Source organism: Pseudomonas sp. FW300-N2A2 (genome assembly GCF_017351735.1).
Classification (GTDB): Bacteria; Pseudomonadota; Gammaproteobacteria; order Pseudomonadales; family Pseudomonadaceae; genus Aquipseudomonas; species Aquipseudomonas migulae.
Genome location: NZ_JACNDU010000031.1, coordinates 45678 through 60924 on the forward strand (window position 1 = coordinate 45678; position 15247 = coordinate 60924).

The following is a 15247-nucleotide window of genomic DNA, read 5'->3' on the forward strand; positions in this document are numbered from 1 at the left end:
AAGAGACCAGTGGCAGCACGACTACAAGCACCGGAGCACAATGCTTGATCCTGCTGTTACATGCTCTGACTGACCTTGGCCCGGGAAGGTTCCCACAAAAGACAATTCAATTACGGCTGGCCACGACCTTGTCCTGTGCAGCATTGCGCAATGCCGCGATAACGCAGGGTTCCAGGCGTCCTTCGGCAATCATCAGATCGCGATGCAAGCCGTCGACCACATCCGTGAGCAGACGTTTGTCGGTCAGTTGGGCCTGATTGAACTCCCGCTCGACCACGATGGCGCCGGTTGTGCTCTTCAGTGTCACCAGGCATTCGCCGTGAGCGCCCGAGGGGGTCAACGTTACCTGGTACGGGCTCAGAGCCTCACCGAGCAATAGATTGATACTTTCCATCTCGATCACCACTCAATAGTCCGAAAACAAAGTGCCTGGGGCGTGTTCACATTAAGTGACCATTGGCCCGAGAAGAAAGTTCTGGATTCCAGGTGCAGGCGCGTCGGCGTCTCTGGTGGGTAGAGCATGCATGGGGTAGATGACAGGTTTGTGTATGGCTTGGGTTTTGGTGGTGGATTGGGATTGGGATTGGGTGAATATCCGGTTCTTCGGTGAGGGCGGCTATTGGTTTCGCCCTTACGGCGAGTCACTTGGAAAAGCCCCAAGTAACCAAGGGCTCTTGCCCCTTTCGTTCGGTGGCTCGCTAATGCTCGGCATACCCTCGCTCCGGTCCTGCTCCGTGGGCCCGCCGCCATCGGCCATCCTTGGCCGGGGGCGGCTAACCCGGCATCCATGCCGGGTTGCCCACTACGCAGAACCTCCACTCGGCCTCTCGAGGGGGCGTGTACCTCAAGATCAAAAGCTGAAGGCGAGCTAACGCTCGGCCTGATGAGTGGTGAGAAGCAAAAGCGTACGCGATTTCCTGTAGGAGCCGGCTTGCCGGCGAAAAGCGTTTGGACGACGCGTTCATTCAGACAGCCCGCGTTATCGTTGACGTCCATCGCCAGCAAGCTGGCTCCTACAATTTCGAACTGTGTGAACCCAATCCCTGTAGGAGCCGGCTTGCTGGCGATAGCGGTGGGTCAGTCAGCACATTTATTGACTGGACGGACGCCATCGCCAGCAAGCCGGCTCCTACAGGGGAGCGGTGTACATGTCCGGAATGAGTGAGTGCAGCAGAGAAAGATAATGCGGTCGACCAAAGAGCCAGGTCGGCTTTCAGGCCGCCTCGGCGGCTGTGGCGGTAGTCGCCCCCTCGAGAGGCCGAGTGGAGGTTCTGCGCAGTGGGCACCGCGGCAGGGATGCCGCGGTAGCCGCCCCCGGCCATGGATGGCCGATGGCGGCGGGCCCACGGAGCAGGACCGGAGCGAGGGCATGGCGAGCATTAGCGAGCCACCGAACGAAAGGGGCAAAAGCGCTTTGGTTACTTTCGCGCTTTTCGAAAGTGACTCGCTGTAAGAGCGAAACCAATAGTGGCCGTTACCGCAGCAACGGATATGCCCCCCAACCGATTACAACGGCTTCCCACGATTCCCATGCTGACTGACAAAAGCCTGTACAGCCTTAAGATCATTCGGCAACACCGTGCAACGCTCATCCCGCTCAAACAGATCGGCAAGGTGAACAGGCAACTCCAGCGCTTTACCCACACCCGCCTTCTCAACCGCATCCGGGAATTTAACCGGATGGGCAGTCCCGAGAATAACCATAGGAATATCCAGACTACGACGGCATTCACGCGCAGCCTTTACACCGATAGCCGTGTGCGGATCCAGCAACTCACCCGTCTGCTCGTAAACCTCAGCAATCGTTTCGCAAGTTTGCGCATCATCCACAGCCAGCGAATCAAACAGCTTGCGCGCTTCGGTCCAACGCTCCTGTTCAACGCTGAAACCGCCGCCCTGCTTGAACGAATCCATCAACCCGGCAATCGCAGCGCCGTTGCGACCGTGCAGGTCGAACAGCAGACGCTCGAAGTTCGACGACACCATGATGTCCATCGACGGCGACAACGTGGCGTGCAGGGTTTCCTTGACGTACTGATTGCCGCTCATGAAGCGGTGCAGGATGTCGTTGCGGTTGGTGGCGACGATCAACTGATTGATCGGCAGGCCCATGTTGCGCGCCAGGTAACCGGCGAAGATGTCGCCGAAGTTACCGGTCGGCACCGAGAACGACACCGAACGCGCCGGGCCGCCCAGTTGCAGGGCTGCGTGGAAGTAGTAGACGATCTGGGCCATGATCCGCGCCCAGTTGATCGAGTTCACCGCCACCAGACGCGTGCCCTTGAGGAAACTTTGGTCGGCGAAGCTCGCCTTGACCATTTCCTGGCAGTCATCGAAGTTGCCTTCGATGGCGATGTTGTGGATGTTCTCGCCGAAGATGGTGGTCATCTGCCGACGCTGCACTTCAGACACGCGGTTGTGCGGGTGCAGGATGAAGATGTCGACGTTTTCGCAGTGCTTGCAGCCTTCGATGGCGGCCGAACCGGTATCGCCAGAAGTAGCGCCGACGATCACCACGCGCTCACCGCGTTTTTCCAGCACGTAATCAAGCAGGCGACCGAGCAGTTGCAGGGCGAAGTCCTTGAACGCCAGGGTCGGGCCGTGGAACAGCTCCAGCACCCACTCATTGCCGTTCAGTTGACGCAACGGTGCCACGGCGTTGTGCGAGAACACGCCATAGGTTTCTTCAAGAATCTTTTTGAAATCGGCATCAGGAATGCTGCCGGTGACGAACGGGCGCATCACCCGGAAAGCCAGCTCGTGATACGGCAGGCCGGCCCAGGAAGCGATTTCTTCCTGGGTGAAACGTGGCAGGTTTTCCGGGACGTACAGACCGCCGTCAGTGGCCAGACCGGCCAGCAGGACGTCTTCGAAATTCAGGGCCGGTGCCTGGCCGCGGGTGCTGATATAACGCATGACTGACTCCAATGGACAGTGTTCGCAAACCCGGGCCCGCACGCAGGCCCGGTGAACGATAACGGCTTAGTTCAGGTGCTCGACGCGGATCCGTACGACCGGACCGACCACGCCCGTGAGGGCTTCGAGGGCGGCAATCGCGTCGTTCATGTGCTGTTCCAGCACACGGTGGGTCAGCAGGATCATCGGCACCAGGCCGTCATGCTCTTCGACTTCTTTCTGCATGATCGATTCGATGTTGATGCCGCGCTCCGACAGGATGCTCGCAACCTGAGCCAGCACGCCCGGATGGTCCTTGGCCTGAATGCGCAGGTAGTAGGCGCTTTCGCAGGCTTCGATCGGCAGGATCGGATGCGCCGACAGCGAATCCGGCTGGAAAGCCAGGTGCGGCACGCGGTTTTCCGGGTCCGAGGTCATGGCGCGAACCACATCCACCAGGTCGGCGATCACCGACGAAGCGGTCGGCTCCATGCCAGCGCCAGCGCCGTAGAACAGGGTCGAACCGGCAGCGTCACCGTTGACCATCACCGCGTTCATCACGCCGTTGACGTTGGCGATCAGGCGATCGGCCGGGATCAGCGTCGGGTGCACGCGCAACTCGATGCCAGCCGCCGTGCTGCGAGCGACGCCCAGGTGCTTGATGCGATAGCCCAGCGCTTCGGCGTAGTTCACGTCAGCCGTGGTCAGCTTGGTGATGCCTTCGGTGTAGGCCTTGTCGAATTGCAGCGGAATGCCGAACGCGATGGAGGCCAGGATCGTCAGCTTGTGGGCCGCGTCGATGCCTTCAACGTCGAAGGTCGGATCGGCTTCGGCGTAACCCAGGGCCTGCGCCTCGGCGAGAACGTCTTCGAAGGTGCGACCCTTCTCGCGCATCTCGGTGAGGATGAAGTTGCCGGTGCCGTTGATGATGCCGGCGACCCAGTTGATCCGGTTGGCGGACAGGCCTTCACGGATCGCCTTGATCACCGGAATGCCACCGGCCACGGCCGCTTCGAACGCAACGATCACGCCCTTCTCGCGAGCCTTGGCGAAAATTTCATTGCCGTGAACGGCGATAAGCGCCTTGTTCGCGGTGACCACATGCTTGCCATTCTCGATGGCCTTGAGTACCAGCTCGCGGGCAACGGTGTAGCCGCCCATCAGCTCTATAACGATGTCGATCTCAGGGTTCGTGGCCACTTCGAAGACATCGTTGGTAATCGCAATACCGGTCGTTTGGAACTGAGGCTTTGGCGTGCGAATGGCAATTTGTGCCACTTCGATTCCACGCCCGGCACGACGAGCAATTTCCTCGGCGTTGCGCTGAAGTACGTTGAAGGTACCGCCACCGACGGTCCCTAACCCACAGATGCCTACTTTGACCGGTTTCACTGTGAACTCCCCATAAAACGGCCGACTCAAGGCCGGCCGTGAAAACAGCCGCATGCTCGCGGCTCTCTATTAATGGCCCGGCAAATGTTGCCGCCGGACCATGATCGTCAAAGGCTGGCCGTGACGATGCGAATTTACTTCGCGCCCAGCGCCAGTTTGGCGACTTGTGGCGCAGGCTGGTAGCCCGGAATGACCTGACCGTCGGCCAAAACGATGGCCGGTGTGCCGTTCACGCCAATCGACTGACCGAGGGCGAACTGTTTGGAAACCGGGTTATCGCACTTGGCGGCCTTGATTTCCTTGCCGTCGACCATTTTGTCCATGGCCGCTTTCTTGTCTTTCGAGCACCAGACCGCTTGCAGCTGTTCGTCACCCGGCGAGCCCAGGCCCTGGCGCGGGAACGCGACGTAGCGCACTTCGATGCCGCGCTTGTTCAGCTCAGGCACTTCGGCATGCAGTTTGTGGCAGTACGGGCAGGTGGTGTCGGTAAACACGGTGATGTGCGATTTGGTTTCGCCGATGGCCGGGTAGACCACGGTTTCCGCAACAGGAATGGCGTTGACCAGCTTGGAAATGCCCAGGCGTTCGGCTTTTTCGGTCAGGTTGACCGGCTTGCCGTCCTTGAGCTGAAACATGTAGCCCTGAACCACGTATTGGCCGTCGGCACTGGCATACAGCACGCGGCTGCCCTGCAGTTTGACTTCATACAGGCCCGGCAGCGGACTGGCGGAAATGCTTTCTACCGGCACTTCGAGCTGGAGGGTTTCCAGGCTCTTACGAATGGCTTTGTCGGCCGCGTCATCGGCGACGGCAAGGGTGCTGACCAACGCAATGGCTGCGGCGGCGAAAATCTGGGTCAGACGCATGAGAACTCCTGAAGGCGGACAAATGGGACGACCAGAACGCCCGTGCCGAAACACCGGGTCATAACCGCCCATCGTGCAAACCGGCAAAGCCTACCACATAAGGGCTGTGTGGCCGAATGTGGGGTGACAAGACAACACCGCGATCCCTGTAGGAGCGAAGCTTGCTCGCGAAGGAGGTCAGGACAACACGTTCATCCAGACAGCACGCGTTATCGTTGACGTTCTTCGCGAGCAAGCTTCGCTCCTACAGGGATCGCGCAGCAAGGATTGTGATCATCCGCGCGGGTGGTGTTTGGCGTGCAGGTCCTGCAGGCGTGCCCGGGCGACGTGGGTGTAGATCTGAGTGGTCGACAGATCGCTATGGCCGAGCAGCATCTGCACCACTCGCAAATCCGCGCCGTGGTTGAGCAGGTGCGTGGCGAAGGCATGGCGCAAAGTGTGCGGCGACAGCGATTTGCCGATCCCGGCGACCTTGGCCTGATGCTTGATCCGGTGCCAGAAGGTCTGGCGCGTCATCTGCTCGCCGCGCTGACTGGGGAACAGCACATCGCTGGGACGCCCACCGAGCAGCTCGCCACGGGCGTCGCGCATGTAACGCTCGACCCAGACAATCGCCTCCTCGCCCATCGGCACCAGCCGCTCCTTGCTGCCCTTGCCCATCACCCGCAGCACGCCCTGGCGCAGGTTGACCTGCTCCAGCGTCAGGCTGATCAGTTCCGTCACCCGCAAACCGCAGGCGTACAGCACTTCGAGCATGGCGCGGTCACGCTGGCCAATCGCTTCACTCAGGTCCGGCGCTTTCAGCAGTGCTTCCACATCGGCTTCCGACAAGGATTTTGGCAATGGCCTACCGAGTTGAGGCATATCGACGCGTAACGTCGGATCGACCGCGATCAACTTTTCCCGCAACAGATAGCGATAAAAGCCACGCACCCCCGAGAGAAATCGCGCAGTGGAACGGGGTTTGTAGTTCTGTTCCAGGCGCCAGGCCAGGTGATCGAGGATCAACTCGCGACCGGCGTTGATCAACTCCAGCCCCTTCTCCTGCAGCCAGCCATTGAACAAGGCCAGGTCACTGCGATAGGCGTCGCGGGTGTTGTCCGAAAGGCCCTTCTCCAGCCATAAGGCGTCGAGGAATTGGTCTATCAGTGGATGATCGATGGCGGGCATAGAAGTTAGGGCAGTCAATTAATATTTAAGGTTGACAGAAAGCTTTCAATAGCCCACAGGATCGCGGTACTACCACGCGCTACAGGCGATAATATTTGATTGCGCTGAATCCGACCCCGGTCTGCATTATGGTGAAAGGAAAATAAAGGCGACCGTTCAAGCTGGCGTTTTCAAAGGCAAAGCGCCACCATACCAGTCCAGTGGACGCCGCACAGGATGCTTCATTACCTCTCCGAAGCAAAGTGCAGTAGATGCTTTTTACGAGGTACACGACTTCAGTGACAGCAGGGCACCTGCGTACAATTTTTTCCGGCTCCTAACACAACTTGTACGGACAAGCACCCTGGCTAACAAAAACATATAGGTATAAAAGTGAAAGACATAAAAACCTCGCTGACAGCGATCTCAAAACTTTACAACACAAAAAAACCTCACCTTTTAGATAGTATCAACCTTATATGTACCGCCTTAGAAAAACTTGAAGCGCTTGCAAGCTATGAATATTATGGCGACTTCAAAGGCGTGCCAAATATTGCTTATTATGCATTTACAAACAGCGAAAACATATCTCGCCCGGTTCAGCCAGAAATGTTCCATTATAACAGACGCGTTTTTTTAGAAGAATTTAATATTCTAATGCAGAGTTTCCAACGCACACCCGACCAGTGGACCCACGAAGAGAAGAAGCGAGCAAACAACGTAGTATATACAGGCGTCATGGCAATAGCATGCTGCTATGATCTTTGGCAGCGTGGAAGCCGAAAAACACCAGGCACTTTTTTCGAAATATTTATGGCAGGAATTTTAAAAGAAGTTTTTGCAGAATACTACTTTTCAAAACATATCCCCTTGACAGAGTTTCTGGACGGAGAGGAGCTAGGGAACGATGCAATTACTGAAGCGACAAATGAAGATATCGAAGGCGACAGCGAAGAGCCAGAACTAAAGGACAGCGTCTCAAGCCTTTCAACCGATTTAGTTATCAAAAATGTATCCTCAGGAAAAAGCTTAGTCATTCCGTTCAAAATCACCACTCGCGAGCGTATAGTCCAGCCATTCGCACACCAACGAATTTTAGACTCGGCTTTCGGAATTGGAAAATTCTCATCATTCATTGTTTGCATTAGTGAGACGCAGCAAGACAAAAAGAACACGAAAGTAAATCAAGTGTGTGTACCAGGAACAGTAAAGCTCTATCAACAGCATCTAGCCCCTGTTAGGGGGCTATACTACTGCGACATACCACAAAGGTACGATGCTCCCGACATGCAGAAATTACTACCAGTCAAGACTGTAGGAGATTTCTTTGTCGATGCGTACCATTTTTTTCATGAGTCAAAATAACACTTGCTGATTGAATTTTTGTTGAGCTTCAATTGGAAACTGAGAAGCCGTCGCGGACAGTTTGTGGCTCAACAAAATTCTAGTAATCGCGTTTCCGGCAGAACTCGCTACCGGAGGGGGTACAGCGTTGCCTATTTGGAGCCTGATATCTTGGCGCGTACCATAGAATCTAAAGTTATCTGGAAATCCTTGAAGCATGGCACCCTCTCGCAAGGTGATTGCACGATGCTCTTCAGGATGTCCATATCGTCCACGGGTAAAGCTATCAAACCCTGCCGTGATAGTAGGGCAATGCCCATGCCACTCCAGACGACCGTAAACGTCAGGCCAGCCGCCTTTTTTTACATCTGTAACTTGATGGCATGGAAGCCTTAAGTACATAGGTATGTCTTTCCACCCTCCACCAGGTGGAACATGCGAAAACCGCTCTTCGTTTAATTTAGAAATCTTACATTTGATATGATTTGGGAAAAGAGGATGCTCAGAATAATCATCTGGAGGAGGAGGAAGCATGCCAATGATATCTTTTACAGTACTTTTAGCTCTGGCAAACTCCAGAACAGGAACATCCACCTCCTCATCATTAGATATTCCAATCATAATAAAGCGCCCGCGCTTCTGCGCTAAACCAAAATTAGAGGAACATACAAAGAATGTAAATATCGTATAAGAGGAGAGCTCCTCACGAATCTCCTGGATCAGATCCTCACCGCGCTTCTGACCAAAAATCTCAACATTCTCAAACAGAAAAGAACGTGCATTGGTCTCTTTCACTAAGCGAGCATACTCCAGTACAAGCCTGTTTCTCTCATCTGATAATAAGTGCGCACCGCGCCGCTGCTTAGAAAAACCTTGACAAGGTGGGCCACCACTTAACAAATCTAACCTATCAGTTATACCTGCTTGCTTAAGCAAAAAGTCACCCTTGACATTTTTCGCATCAAGTACGTGGCAATGAGGAGCTATATTCTTGTTATAAGTTTCAACGGCTGCGGGATTCAAATCGAAGGCAAACCGGACATCAAATCCAGCTTTTCTTAAGCCCAACGACATTCCTCCTGCGCCAGAAAAAGTTTCTATGCACGTGAGTCTACGAATTTTTATCGGCGTCGGTTCTGACATGATTACCTAGGCTGCGTAAAGTGATATGGATAAAATGTACAACCTGAGAGCTCAAAGGTCAATGTTTTGATAAGAAATCATATTTTAAGTATGACACCTGAAATCTGTAAGGCAGCAAGAGCCCTAGCCAGGCTAACGCAGCGTGATCTTGCATTCGCAGCTGATATCGCTACCCCGACGATTGCGGATTTCGAACGAGGGGCTCGCAGACCACATGTAAATAATCTCAAAGCCATTGCAAACGTATTTGAAGATTTAGGGATAGATTTTGTGGTGGAAAATGAAGAAATTGTGGGCATAGACTTTCGAAACCTGAAAAGTATGGATGCATAATCTGTTGAGGCCATCCAATCCATTTTCTTTTCAGGCCTTTGAGAGGGACTTTACGCTCAAAACGTTACCTCTGACCAAGCCCCTTCTAATACAAAAGATGCTAAGGCTTCTATCTGATTGATAATGAAAGATTTTATGACGCTCAAAAAACAGCACTGTAGAGCAAGAAACAAAAAAGCAGCCCGTAGGCTGCTTTTTTCTGCATCGGAAGCTGGACTTAAGCCAGTTTTTCCTTGATGCGAGCTGCTTTACCGGACAGGTCACGCAGGTAGTACAGCTTGGCTTTACGTACGTCACCGCGACGTTTAACGGCCATGCTGTCGATTTGCGGGCTGTAGGTCTGGAAAGTACGCTCTACGCCAACACCGTTGGAGATTTTACGAACGGTGAAAGCACTGTTTACGCCGCGGTTACGCTTGGCGATAACAACACCTTCGAACGCTTGCAGACGCGAACGGTCGCCTTCCTTCACTTTCACCTGAACGACAATGGTGTCGCCCGGGGCAAAGGTAGGGATCTCTTTGGTCATCTGCTCTGCTTCGAGTGCAAGGATGATTTTGTTAGTCATGCTGTGCTCCTAAGGTAAATCAACGGACTTACCATCGATACGTTGTTAACTATCGTCCCGCTCGCGGATGTATTCCTCGAGCAGCTTCTTCTCTTCTCCAGAAAGCGAGCGGCTTTCCAGAAGATCGGCGCGTCGTTCAAAGGTCCTACCAAGGGACTGCTGTAAACGCCAACGCCGGATGTGCGCGTGATTGCCACTTAGCAATACGTCGGGAACACGCTGATCCGCATACACCTCCGGTCGGGTGTAGTGCGGGCAATCCAGCAAACCATCCGTAAAGGAATCTTCCTCGGCGGAGTCCGCATGCCCTAAAGCTCCAGGCAGCAGTCGTGTAACCGCATCGATCAGGACCATCGCCGGCAGCTCGCCGCCAGACAGTACATAGTCGCCAATCGACCACTCTTCATCGACATGAGCATCAATAAAACGCTCGTCAATGCCTTCATAGCGGCCGGCAATCAGGATCAATGCATCCAGATTCGCCAACTCGCGTACCGCCGACTGAGTCAGTTGACGGCCTTGGGGGGACAGGTAAATCACCTTCGCCGCCTCCCCGGCTGCTGCCTTGGCCTGAACCAGAGCATCTTCCAGGGGCTTGATCTTCATCACCATGCCCGGGCCACCGCCAAATGGGCGATCGTCCACAGTGTGATGTCGATCCGTCGTGTAGTCTCGCGGATTCCAACAGGTGAGCTGCAAGAGCCCCTGTTTCACCGCCCGACTGGTGATGCCGTACTCGCTGATGGCGGAGAACATCTCGGGAAACAAACTGATCACTTCTACGCGCAAGTTAGCCACGCTTAGAAGTCCGCGTCCCAATCCACCTTCATCTCGCCTGCGGCAAGGTCGACAGCCAACACGCATTGCTCCGTATAGGGCAACAGGCGTTCGCGATCATCCAGGCTGCCAGCGCAAGGCTTGACCACCATTACATCATTGGCGCCGGTTTCCAGAAGATGATCGATTTTCCCGAGCAATTGCCCAAGGTGATCAATAACCTTCAGACCTTCCAGCTGGTACCAGTAGTACTCGCCGTCGGTCAATTCAGGGAACAGGTTGCGCGGCACGCAGATCTCATAACCGGCCAGAAGACGCGCTTCTTCACGATCATCAAGACCCTTGAGCTTTGCGACCAGGAACTTGTCGCTCCCGCGTCCGCTGACCAGCTCGACCTGTTTCACATTGCCTTCGCGCTTGAGCGTCCAGGTTTTGTACTGCAACAGGTTTTCAGTCGGATCAGTAAAGGAATACACCTTCACTTCGCCGCGAACGCCATGAACAGAATAAATCTTGCCGATAACGATCAAATCATCAGCAATGGCTGGCGTCGCGTTCATATTGCTCAGGCCGCAGCCTTAGCCGCGTCCTTCAACAACTGAGCAACACGCTCAGAAGGTTGTGCACCAACGCTCAGCCAGTAGGCTACGCGCTCTTGGTTCACGGACAGACGGACTTCTTGACCACGAGCAACAGGGTTGAAGAAACCAACCTGTTCCTTGTGCGAACCGTCGCGCGGGTTGCGGCTGTCGGTTACGGTCAAGTGGTAAAACGGGCGCTTTTTGGAGCCGCCAAGGGCAAGACGGATTGTTAGCATGTGAACATCGTTCCTGTAGTCGGTGCTGCAAATCTAAAGGCACAGCGGGCATAGGTGCCCGAAAGGCCGCATATTCTAAGGAATATCCGGCTTTTTGCAAATGTCTTTTTCCGGCGGCCTATCGGACGCCATCCAGATTTGCTATAGAGCCGTCGTTGAAAACGGCCAGTCAGCTCCCGCCAAGTGCGGGTTTGCTGGAGATCCCACTTCCGTGTGGGCTGCGCAAGAGCAAGCCCCTGCGCGAATTCTTTACATTTTCGGCATGCCGCCGCCGGGCAACATACCGCCCATGCCGCGCATCATTTTGGCCATTCCGCCTTTCGCGGAGAATTTCTTCATCATCTTCTGCATCTGCTTGTGCTGCTTGATCAAGCGACCGATGTCCTGCACCTGAGTGCCGGAACCCATGGCGATCCGGCGTTTGCGCGAACCGCTGATCAGCTCAGGGTCGCGGCGCTCGGCCGGGGTCATGGAATTGATGATGGCTTCCATCTGCTTGAATTGTTTCTCTGCCGCGCCCTGGGCATTGCCCATTTGCGCCAGGTTCACACCGCCGATGTTCGGCAGTTTGTCCATGAGGCCACCGAGGCCGCCCATGTTCTTCATTTGTTGCAGCTGATCGCGGAAGTCTTCGAGGTCGAAGCCCTTGCCCTTCTTCAGCTTCTTGGCCAGCTTGTCGGCCTTGTCCTTGTCGAGCGTCGCTTCGGCCTGTTCGATCAGGCTGAGCACGTCGCCCATGCCGAGGATCCGCGAAGCGATACGTTCCGGGTGGAACGGCTCAAGGGCTTCGGTCTTCTCGCCCATACCGATGAACTTGATCGGCTTGCCGGTGATGGCACGAACGGACAGTGCGGCACCGCCACGGGCGTCGCCGTCGACCTTGGTCAGGATCACACCGGTCAGCGGCAGTGCATCGCCGAAGGCCTTGGCCGTGTTGGCGGCATCCTGGCCGGTCATGGCGTCGACCACGAACAGCGTTTCGACCGGGTTGATCGCGGCGTGCAACGCCTTGATCTCGCCCATCATCTCTTCGTCGATGTGCAGTCGACCGGCGGTATCGACGATGACCACATCAATAAACTTAAGCTTTGCTTCTTTTATAGCCGCTTGCGCGATGTCGACCGGCTTCTGGCTCAGGTCGGACGGGAAGAACGTCACGCCGATGTCGTTGGCCAGGGTTTCCAGCTGCTTGATCGCCGCAGGACGGTAAACGTCCGCGGACACGACCATTACCGACTTCTTCTTGCGCTCTTTAAGGAAGCGCGCAAGTTTACCGGCGGTGGTGGTTTTACCGGCACCCTGCAAACCGGCCATCAATACGACGGCGGGCGGAACGGCGCTCAGGTTCAGGTCTTCGTTGGCCGCACCCATCAGGCTTTCGAGTTCGGCCTGGACGATCTTCACGAAGGCCTGGCCCGGCGTCAGGCTACGCGACACCTCGGTGCCGACGGCGCGTTCCTTGACCGAATTGACGAAATCCTTCACCACCGGCAAGGCGACGTCGGCTTCGAGCAACGCCATGCGCACTTCGCGCAGGGTGTCTTTGATGTTGTCCTCGGTCAGTTTGGCCTTGCCGGTGACATGGCGCAGCGTCTGCGAGAGACGGTCGGTTAAGTTTTCAAACATTGCGCGATCCTTTCAGGCCCTGTGTAGACCGGGATAATGGCGGCCCAGACCGGAATCAACATGTGCTCGGCGAGCCTGCGGCGTGGGCAGGTCGCGGATTATAGCGAAGACTGCGACTGGCGGACACCTCGCACTTTCGTGGTGTGTGGGTTCTATGCCAAACTCAGCGCCTTTCGGGCTTGCCTAACAGGATTTATGCTCCCCTTGTCACCCAGTTTGCTTACCACCCTCGCCGCCGCCTGCTTATATGCCGCTGCGACCATTTATCAGGGCTCTCGCCTGGCCACCGGCGCCAAGGCGAACAAACGCCTGCTGGTCACGCTCGGCGTGCTCGCCGTGCTGGCTCACAGCGCCAGCCTGTTCACCCATCTGTTGACACCGATTGGCCTGGGCCTGGACTTTTTCAGCGCCGCCAGCCTGATCGCCGCGGCGGTCATTGCCCTGACGCTGCTGGCCTGCTCGCGGATCCCGGTGGAAAACCTGCTGATATTACTGTTCCCGCTGGGCGCCGCTACCGTGCTGCTGGCACAGTTCGCCCCGGCCGGCACGGTGCAGATCATCGACGAAGAGCCGGGCATCCTCGCGCATATCCTGTTGTCGATCCTGGCCTACGGCATGTTCACCATCGCGGTGTTCCAGGCCTTGCTGCTGCTGGTTCAGGACCATCAGCTCAAGCACAAGCACCCGTCCGGACTGATCAAGAACTTCCCGCCGCTGCAAACCATGGAAAGCCTGCTGTTCAGTTTCCTGTGGGCCGGCTGGACCTTGCTGTCGTTGTCGCTGATCTCTGGCTGGCTGTTCGTCGACAATCTGTTCGCCCAGCACCTGGTGCACAAAACCTTGCTGGCGTGCCTGGCCTGGATCGTCTTCAGCGTGCTGCTGTGGGGCCGCAACCGCCTCGGCTGGCGCGGACACAAGGCCATTCGCTGGACCCTCGCCGGTTTCTGCCTGTTGATGCTCGCGTATTTCGGCAGCAAGCTGGTCCGTGAATACATCCTGCACATCTGACGGGCGGCATAAATGGACGACTTGCCCATAGGGCCGATGCTCGCCGTAGTGGCCCTGCTGATTTTATGGTCGGGGCTGTTCACCGCCATTGAAGCGGCACACCAGCACTTGCTGGCCCAGCGCACCGCCTCGCGTGCAAGCGACAAACCGGTGGCAAAGCTGAGTTTTCCGCTCAACAGCCTGATTCTCTGCAACACCCTGTGCCGCGCGCTGGTAGTGGTCATCAGCACCTTGCTGGCGATTTTCACCTGGGCTGAAAACGGTCCATGGGCCGCGTGCCTGGGGGCCGGCGCGATTCTGCTGGTGTTTGCCGACTACCTCCCGCGCACTCTGGCCGCCCGCTATCCCGACGCGGTTCTCGCGCTGGGCAACACCCTGCTCCGCGCGCCGCTGAAAATCATCTACCCGGCCGCCTGGCTGCTCAATGGCATCAGCCAGTTGCTGATGCGGCCGTTTGCCCGCAAGGCCAAAGTGGTGCAGCAGAGCGAGGACGAGACGCCGAAGGATCGTCACGACGACCAACAACCGGTTTGCCGTCCGCACGCGGTGTCCGGCATCCACGCGCTGGACAACATCACGGTCAACGACATTCTGGTACCGCGCAGCGATGTCGACGGGATCAACCTCGACGACTCCATCGAAGAAATCCTCGAACAGCTTCGGGCCAACCGGCGCACGCGCCTGCCGGTGTTCCACAGTGACATCAACCAGGTCGAGGCGGTGCTCAACACCCGGCAGATCCGCCATCTGCTGCCCGACGGCCAACTCACTCGCGAAGCACTGCTGGCCGCGTGTCACGACCCGTATTTCGTACCGGAAAGCACACCGCTACAGCTGCAACTGCTTAACTTCCACAAACAGCAGCGGCGCCTAGGCATGGTGGTCGACGAGTATGGCGAAGTCCTCGGCATCGTCACGCTGGAAGACATTCTCGAAGAAATCGTCGGCGAATTCGAAAGCCAGCACAGCCTGGACAACCCGCACATCCATCCGCAGGCCGATGGACGCCTGGTGATCGACGGTGCGGCATCGATTCGCGACCTGAACAAAAGCCTCGGCTGGCATTTGCCCAGCGATGGCCCGAAAACCCTTAACGGGCTGGTAACCGAAGCGCTGGAGACAATTCCGGACAGCGCGGTGTGCCTGAAGATCGGGCGTTATCGGCTGGAGATTCTGGAGACCGAAGACAACCGCGTGACCCGCGTGTTGATCTGGCATACGGCTGCGACACCCACAACTGTCTGACACAACTCATTCTTTGTAGGAGCCAGGCTTGCCGGCGAAGACGCTCTCAAGTACGCCTTCGCCGGCAAGCCTGGCTCCTACAGT

General features: G+C 56.3%; 15 protein-coding genes. 4 read left to right on the plus strand and 11 right to left on the minus strand.

Annotated features, from left to right (window positions below):
- Positions 1 to 106: 106 nt before the first annotated feature.
- The 5 genes from J4E42_RS25305 to xerD all read right to left on the minus strand — a co-directional run bounded on the left by J4E42_RS25305 (position 107) and on the right by xerD (position 6323).
- Complete coding sequence (locus tag J4E42_RS25305; protein WP_008042363.1) at positions 107 to 394, minus strand: DUF3509 domain-containing protein; 288 nt, start codon at positions 392 to 394, stop codon at positions 107 to 109.
- 1112 nt (positions 395 to 1506) lie between these two features.
- On the minus strand, positions 1507 to 2916 hold the full coding sequence (gene thrC, locus J4E42_RS25310; protein WP_008025609.1) for a threonine synthase: 1410 nt from the start codon (positions 2914 to 2916) through the stop codon (positions 1507 to 1509).
- A gap of 66 nt (positions 2917 to 2982) precedes the next feature.
- Complete coding sequence (locus J4E42_RS25315) at positions 2983 to 4287, minus strand: homoserine dehydrogenase (protein ID WP_032828598.1); 1305 nt, start codon at positions 4285 to 4287, stop codon at positions 2983 to 2985.
- Between the two features lie 134 nt (positions 4288 to 4421).
- Complete coding sequence (gene dsbC, locus J4E42_RS25320) at positions 4422 to 5153, minus strand: bifunctional protein-disulfide isomerase/oxidoreductase DsbC (protein WP_192228458.1); 732 nt, start codon at positions 5151 to 5153, stop codon at positions 4422 to 4424.
- Positions 5154 to 5426: 273 nt separating this feature from the next.
- Positions 5427 to 6323, minus strand: a complete 897-nt coding sequence (gene xerD, locus J4E42_RS25325; protein WP_008025604.1) for a site-specific tyrosine recombinase XerD — start codon at positions 6321 to 6323, stop codon at positions 5427 to 5429.
- A gap of 372 nt (positions 6324 to 6695) precedes the next feature.
- Here xerD and J4E42_RS25330 point away from each other — a divergent pair, with 372 nt between their 5' ends.
- Complete coding sequence (locus J4E42_RS25330) at positions 6696 to 7667, plus strand: hypothetical protein (RefSeq protein WP_207286439.1); 972 nt, start codon at positions 6696 to 6698, stop codon at positions 7665 to 7667.
- Here J4E42_RS25330 and J4E42_RS25335 read toward each other — a convergent pair.
- Positions 7659 to 8789: a DNA cytosine methyltransferase gene (locus tag J4E42_RS25335; RefSeq protein ID WP_259331720.1), complete on the minus strand. Its 1131-nt coding sequence runs from the start codon at positions 8787 to 8789 to the stop codon at positions 7659 to 7661. The genes J4E42_RS25330 and J4E42_RS25335 overlap by 9 nt on opposite strands.
- 90 nt (positions 8790 to 8879) lie before the next feature.
- Between J4E42_RS25335 and J4E42_RS25340 the strand changes: the two genes are divergently transcribed.
- Positions 8880 to 9122, plus strand: a complete 243-nt coding sequence (locus J4E42_RS25340; protein WP_207286441.1) for a helix-turn-helix domain-containing protein — start codon at positions 8880 to 8882, stop codon at positions 9120 to 9122.
- 217 nt (positions 9123 to 9339) lie between these two features.
- On the opposite strand, the gene rplS is transcribed toward J4E42_RS25340, so the two are convergent.
- The 5 genes from rplS to ffh form a co-directional block, all read right to left on the minus strand.
- On the minus strand, positions 9340 to 9690 hold the full coding sequence (rplS, locus tag J4E42_RS25345) for a 50S ribosomal protein L19 (protein WP_003175895.1): 351 nt from the start codon (positions 9688 to 9690) through the stop codon (positions 9340 to 9342).
- A gap of 45 nt (positions 9691 to 9735) precedes the next feature.
- Positions 9736 to 10488 (minus strand): tRNA (guanosine(37)-N1)-methyltransferase TrmD, encoded by a 753-nt coding sequence (gene trmD / locus J4E42_RS25350; RefSeq protein ID WP_007897583.1) that lies wholly within the window; start codon positions 10486 to 10488, stop codon positions 9736 to 9738.
- A 2-nt stretch (positions 10489 to 10490) separates the two neighbouring features.
- A complete protein-coding gene (rimM, locus tag J4E42_RS25355) occupies positions 10491 to 11027 on the minus strand; it encodes a ribosome maturation factor RimM (protein ID WP_008025598.1) in 537 nt (178 codons plus the stop codon).
- 5 nt (positions 11028 to 11032) lie between these two features.
- Positions 11033 to 11284, minus strand: coding sequence for a 30S ribosomal protein S16 (gene rpsP, locus J4E42_RS25360; protein ID WP_007944872.1), 252 nt, complete (start codon positions 11282 to 11284; stop codon positions 11033 to 11035).
- Positions 11285 to 11533: 249 nt separating this feature from the next.
- Positions 11534 to 12910, minus strand: a complete 1377-nt coding sequence (gene ffh / locus J4E42_RS25365) for a signal recognition particle protein (RefSeq protein ID WP_008042378.1) — start codon at positions 12908 to 12910, stop codon at positions 11534 to 11536.
- 195 nt (positions 12911 to 13105) lie between these two features.
- Here ffh and J4E42_RS25370 point away from each other — a divergent pair, with 195 nt between their 5' ends.
- Entirely contained in the window at positions 13106 to 13918 is an 813-nt protein-coding gene (locus tag J4E42_RS25370) for an inner membrane protein YpjD (protein WP_192420162.1), read from the plus strand.
- A gap of 12 nt (positions 13919 to 13930) precedes the next feature.
- Complete coding sequence (locus tag J4E42_RS25375; RefSeq protein ID WP_207286442.1) at positions 13931 to 15163, plus strand: HlyC/CorC family transporter; 1233 nt, start codon at positions 13931 to 13933, stop codon at positions 15161 to 15163.
- Positions 15164 to 15247 lie beyond the last annotated feature (84 nt).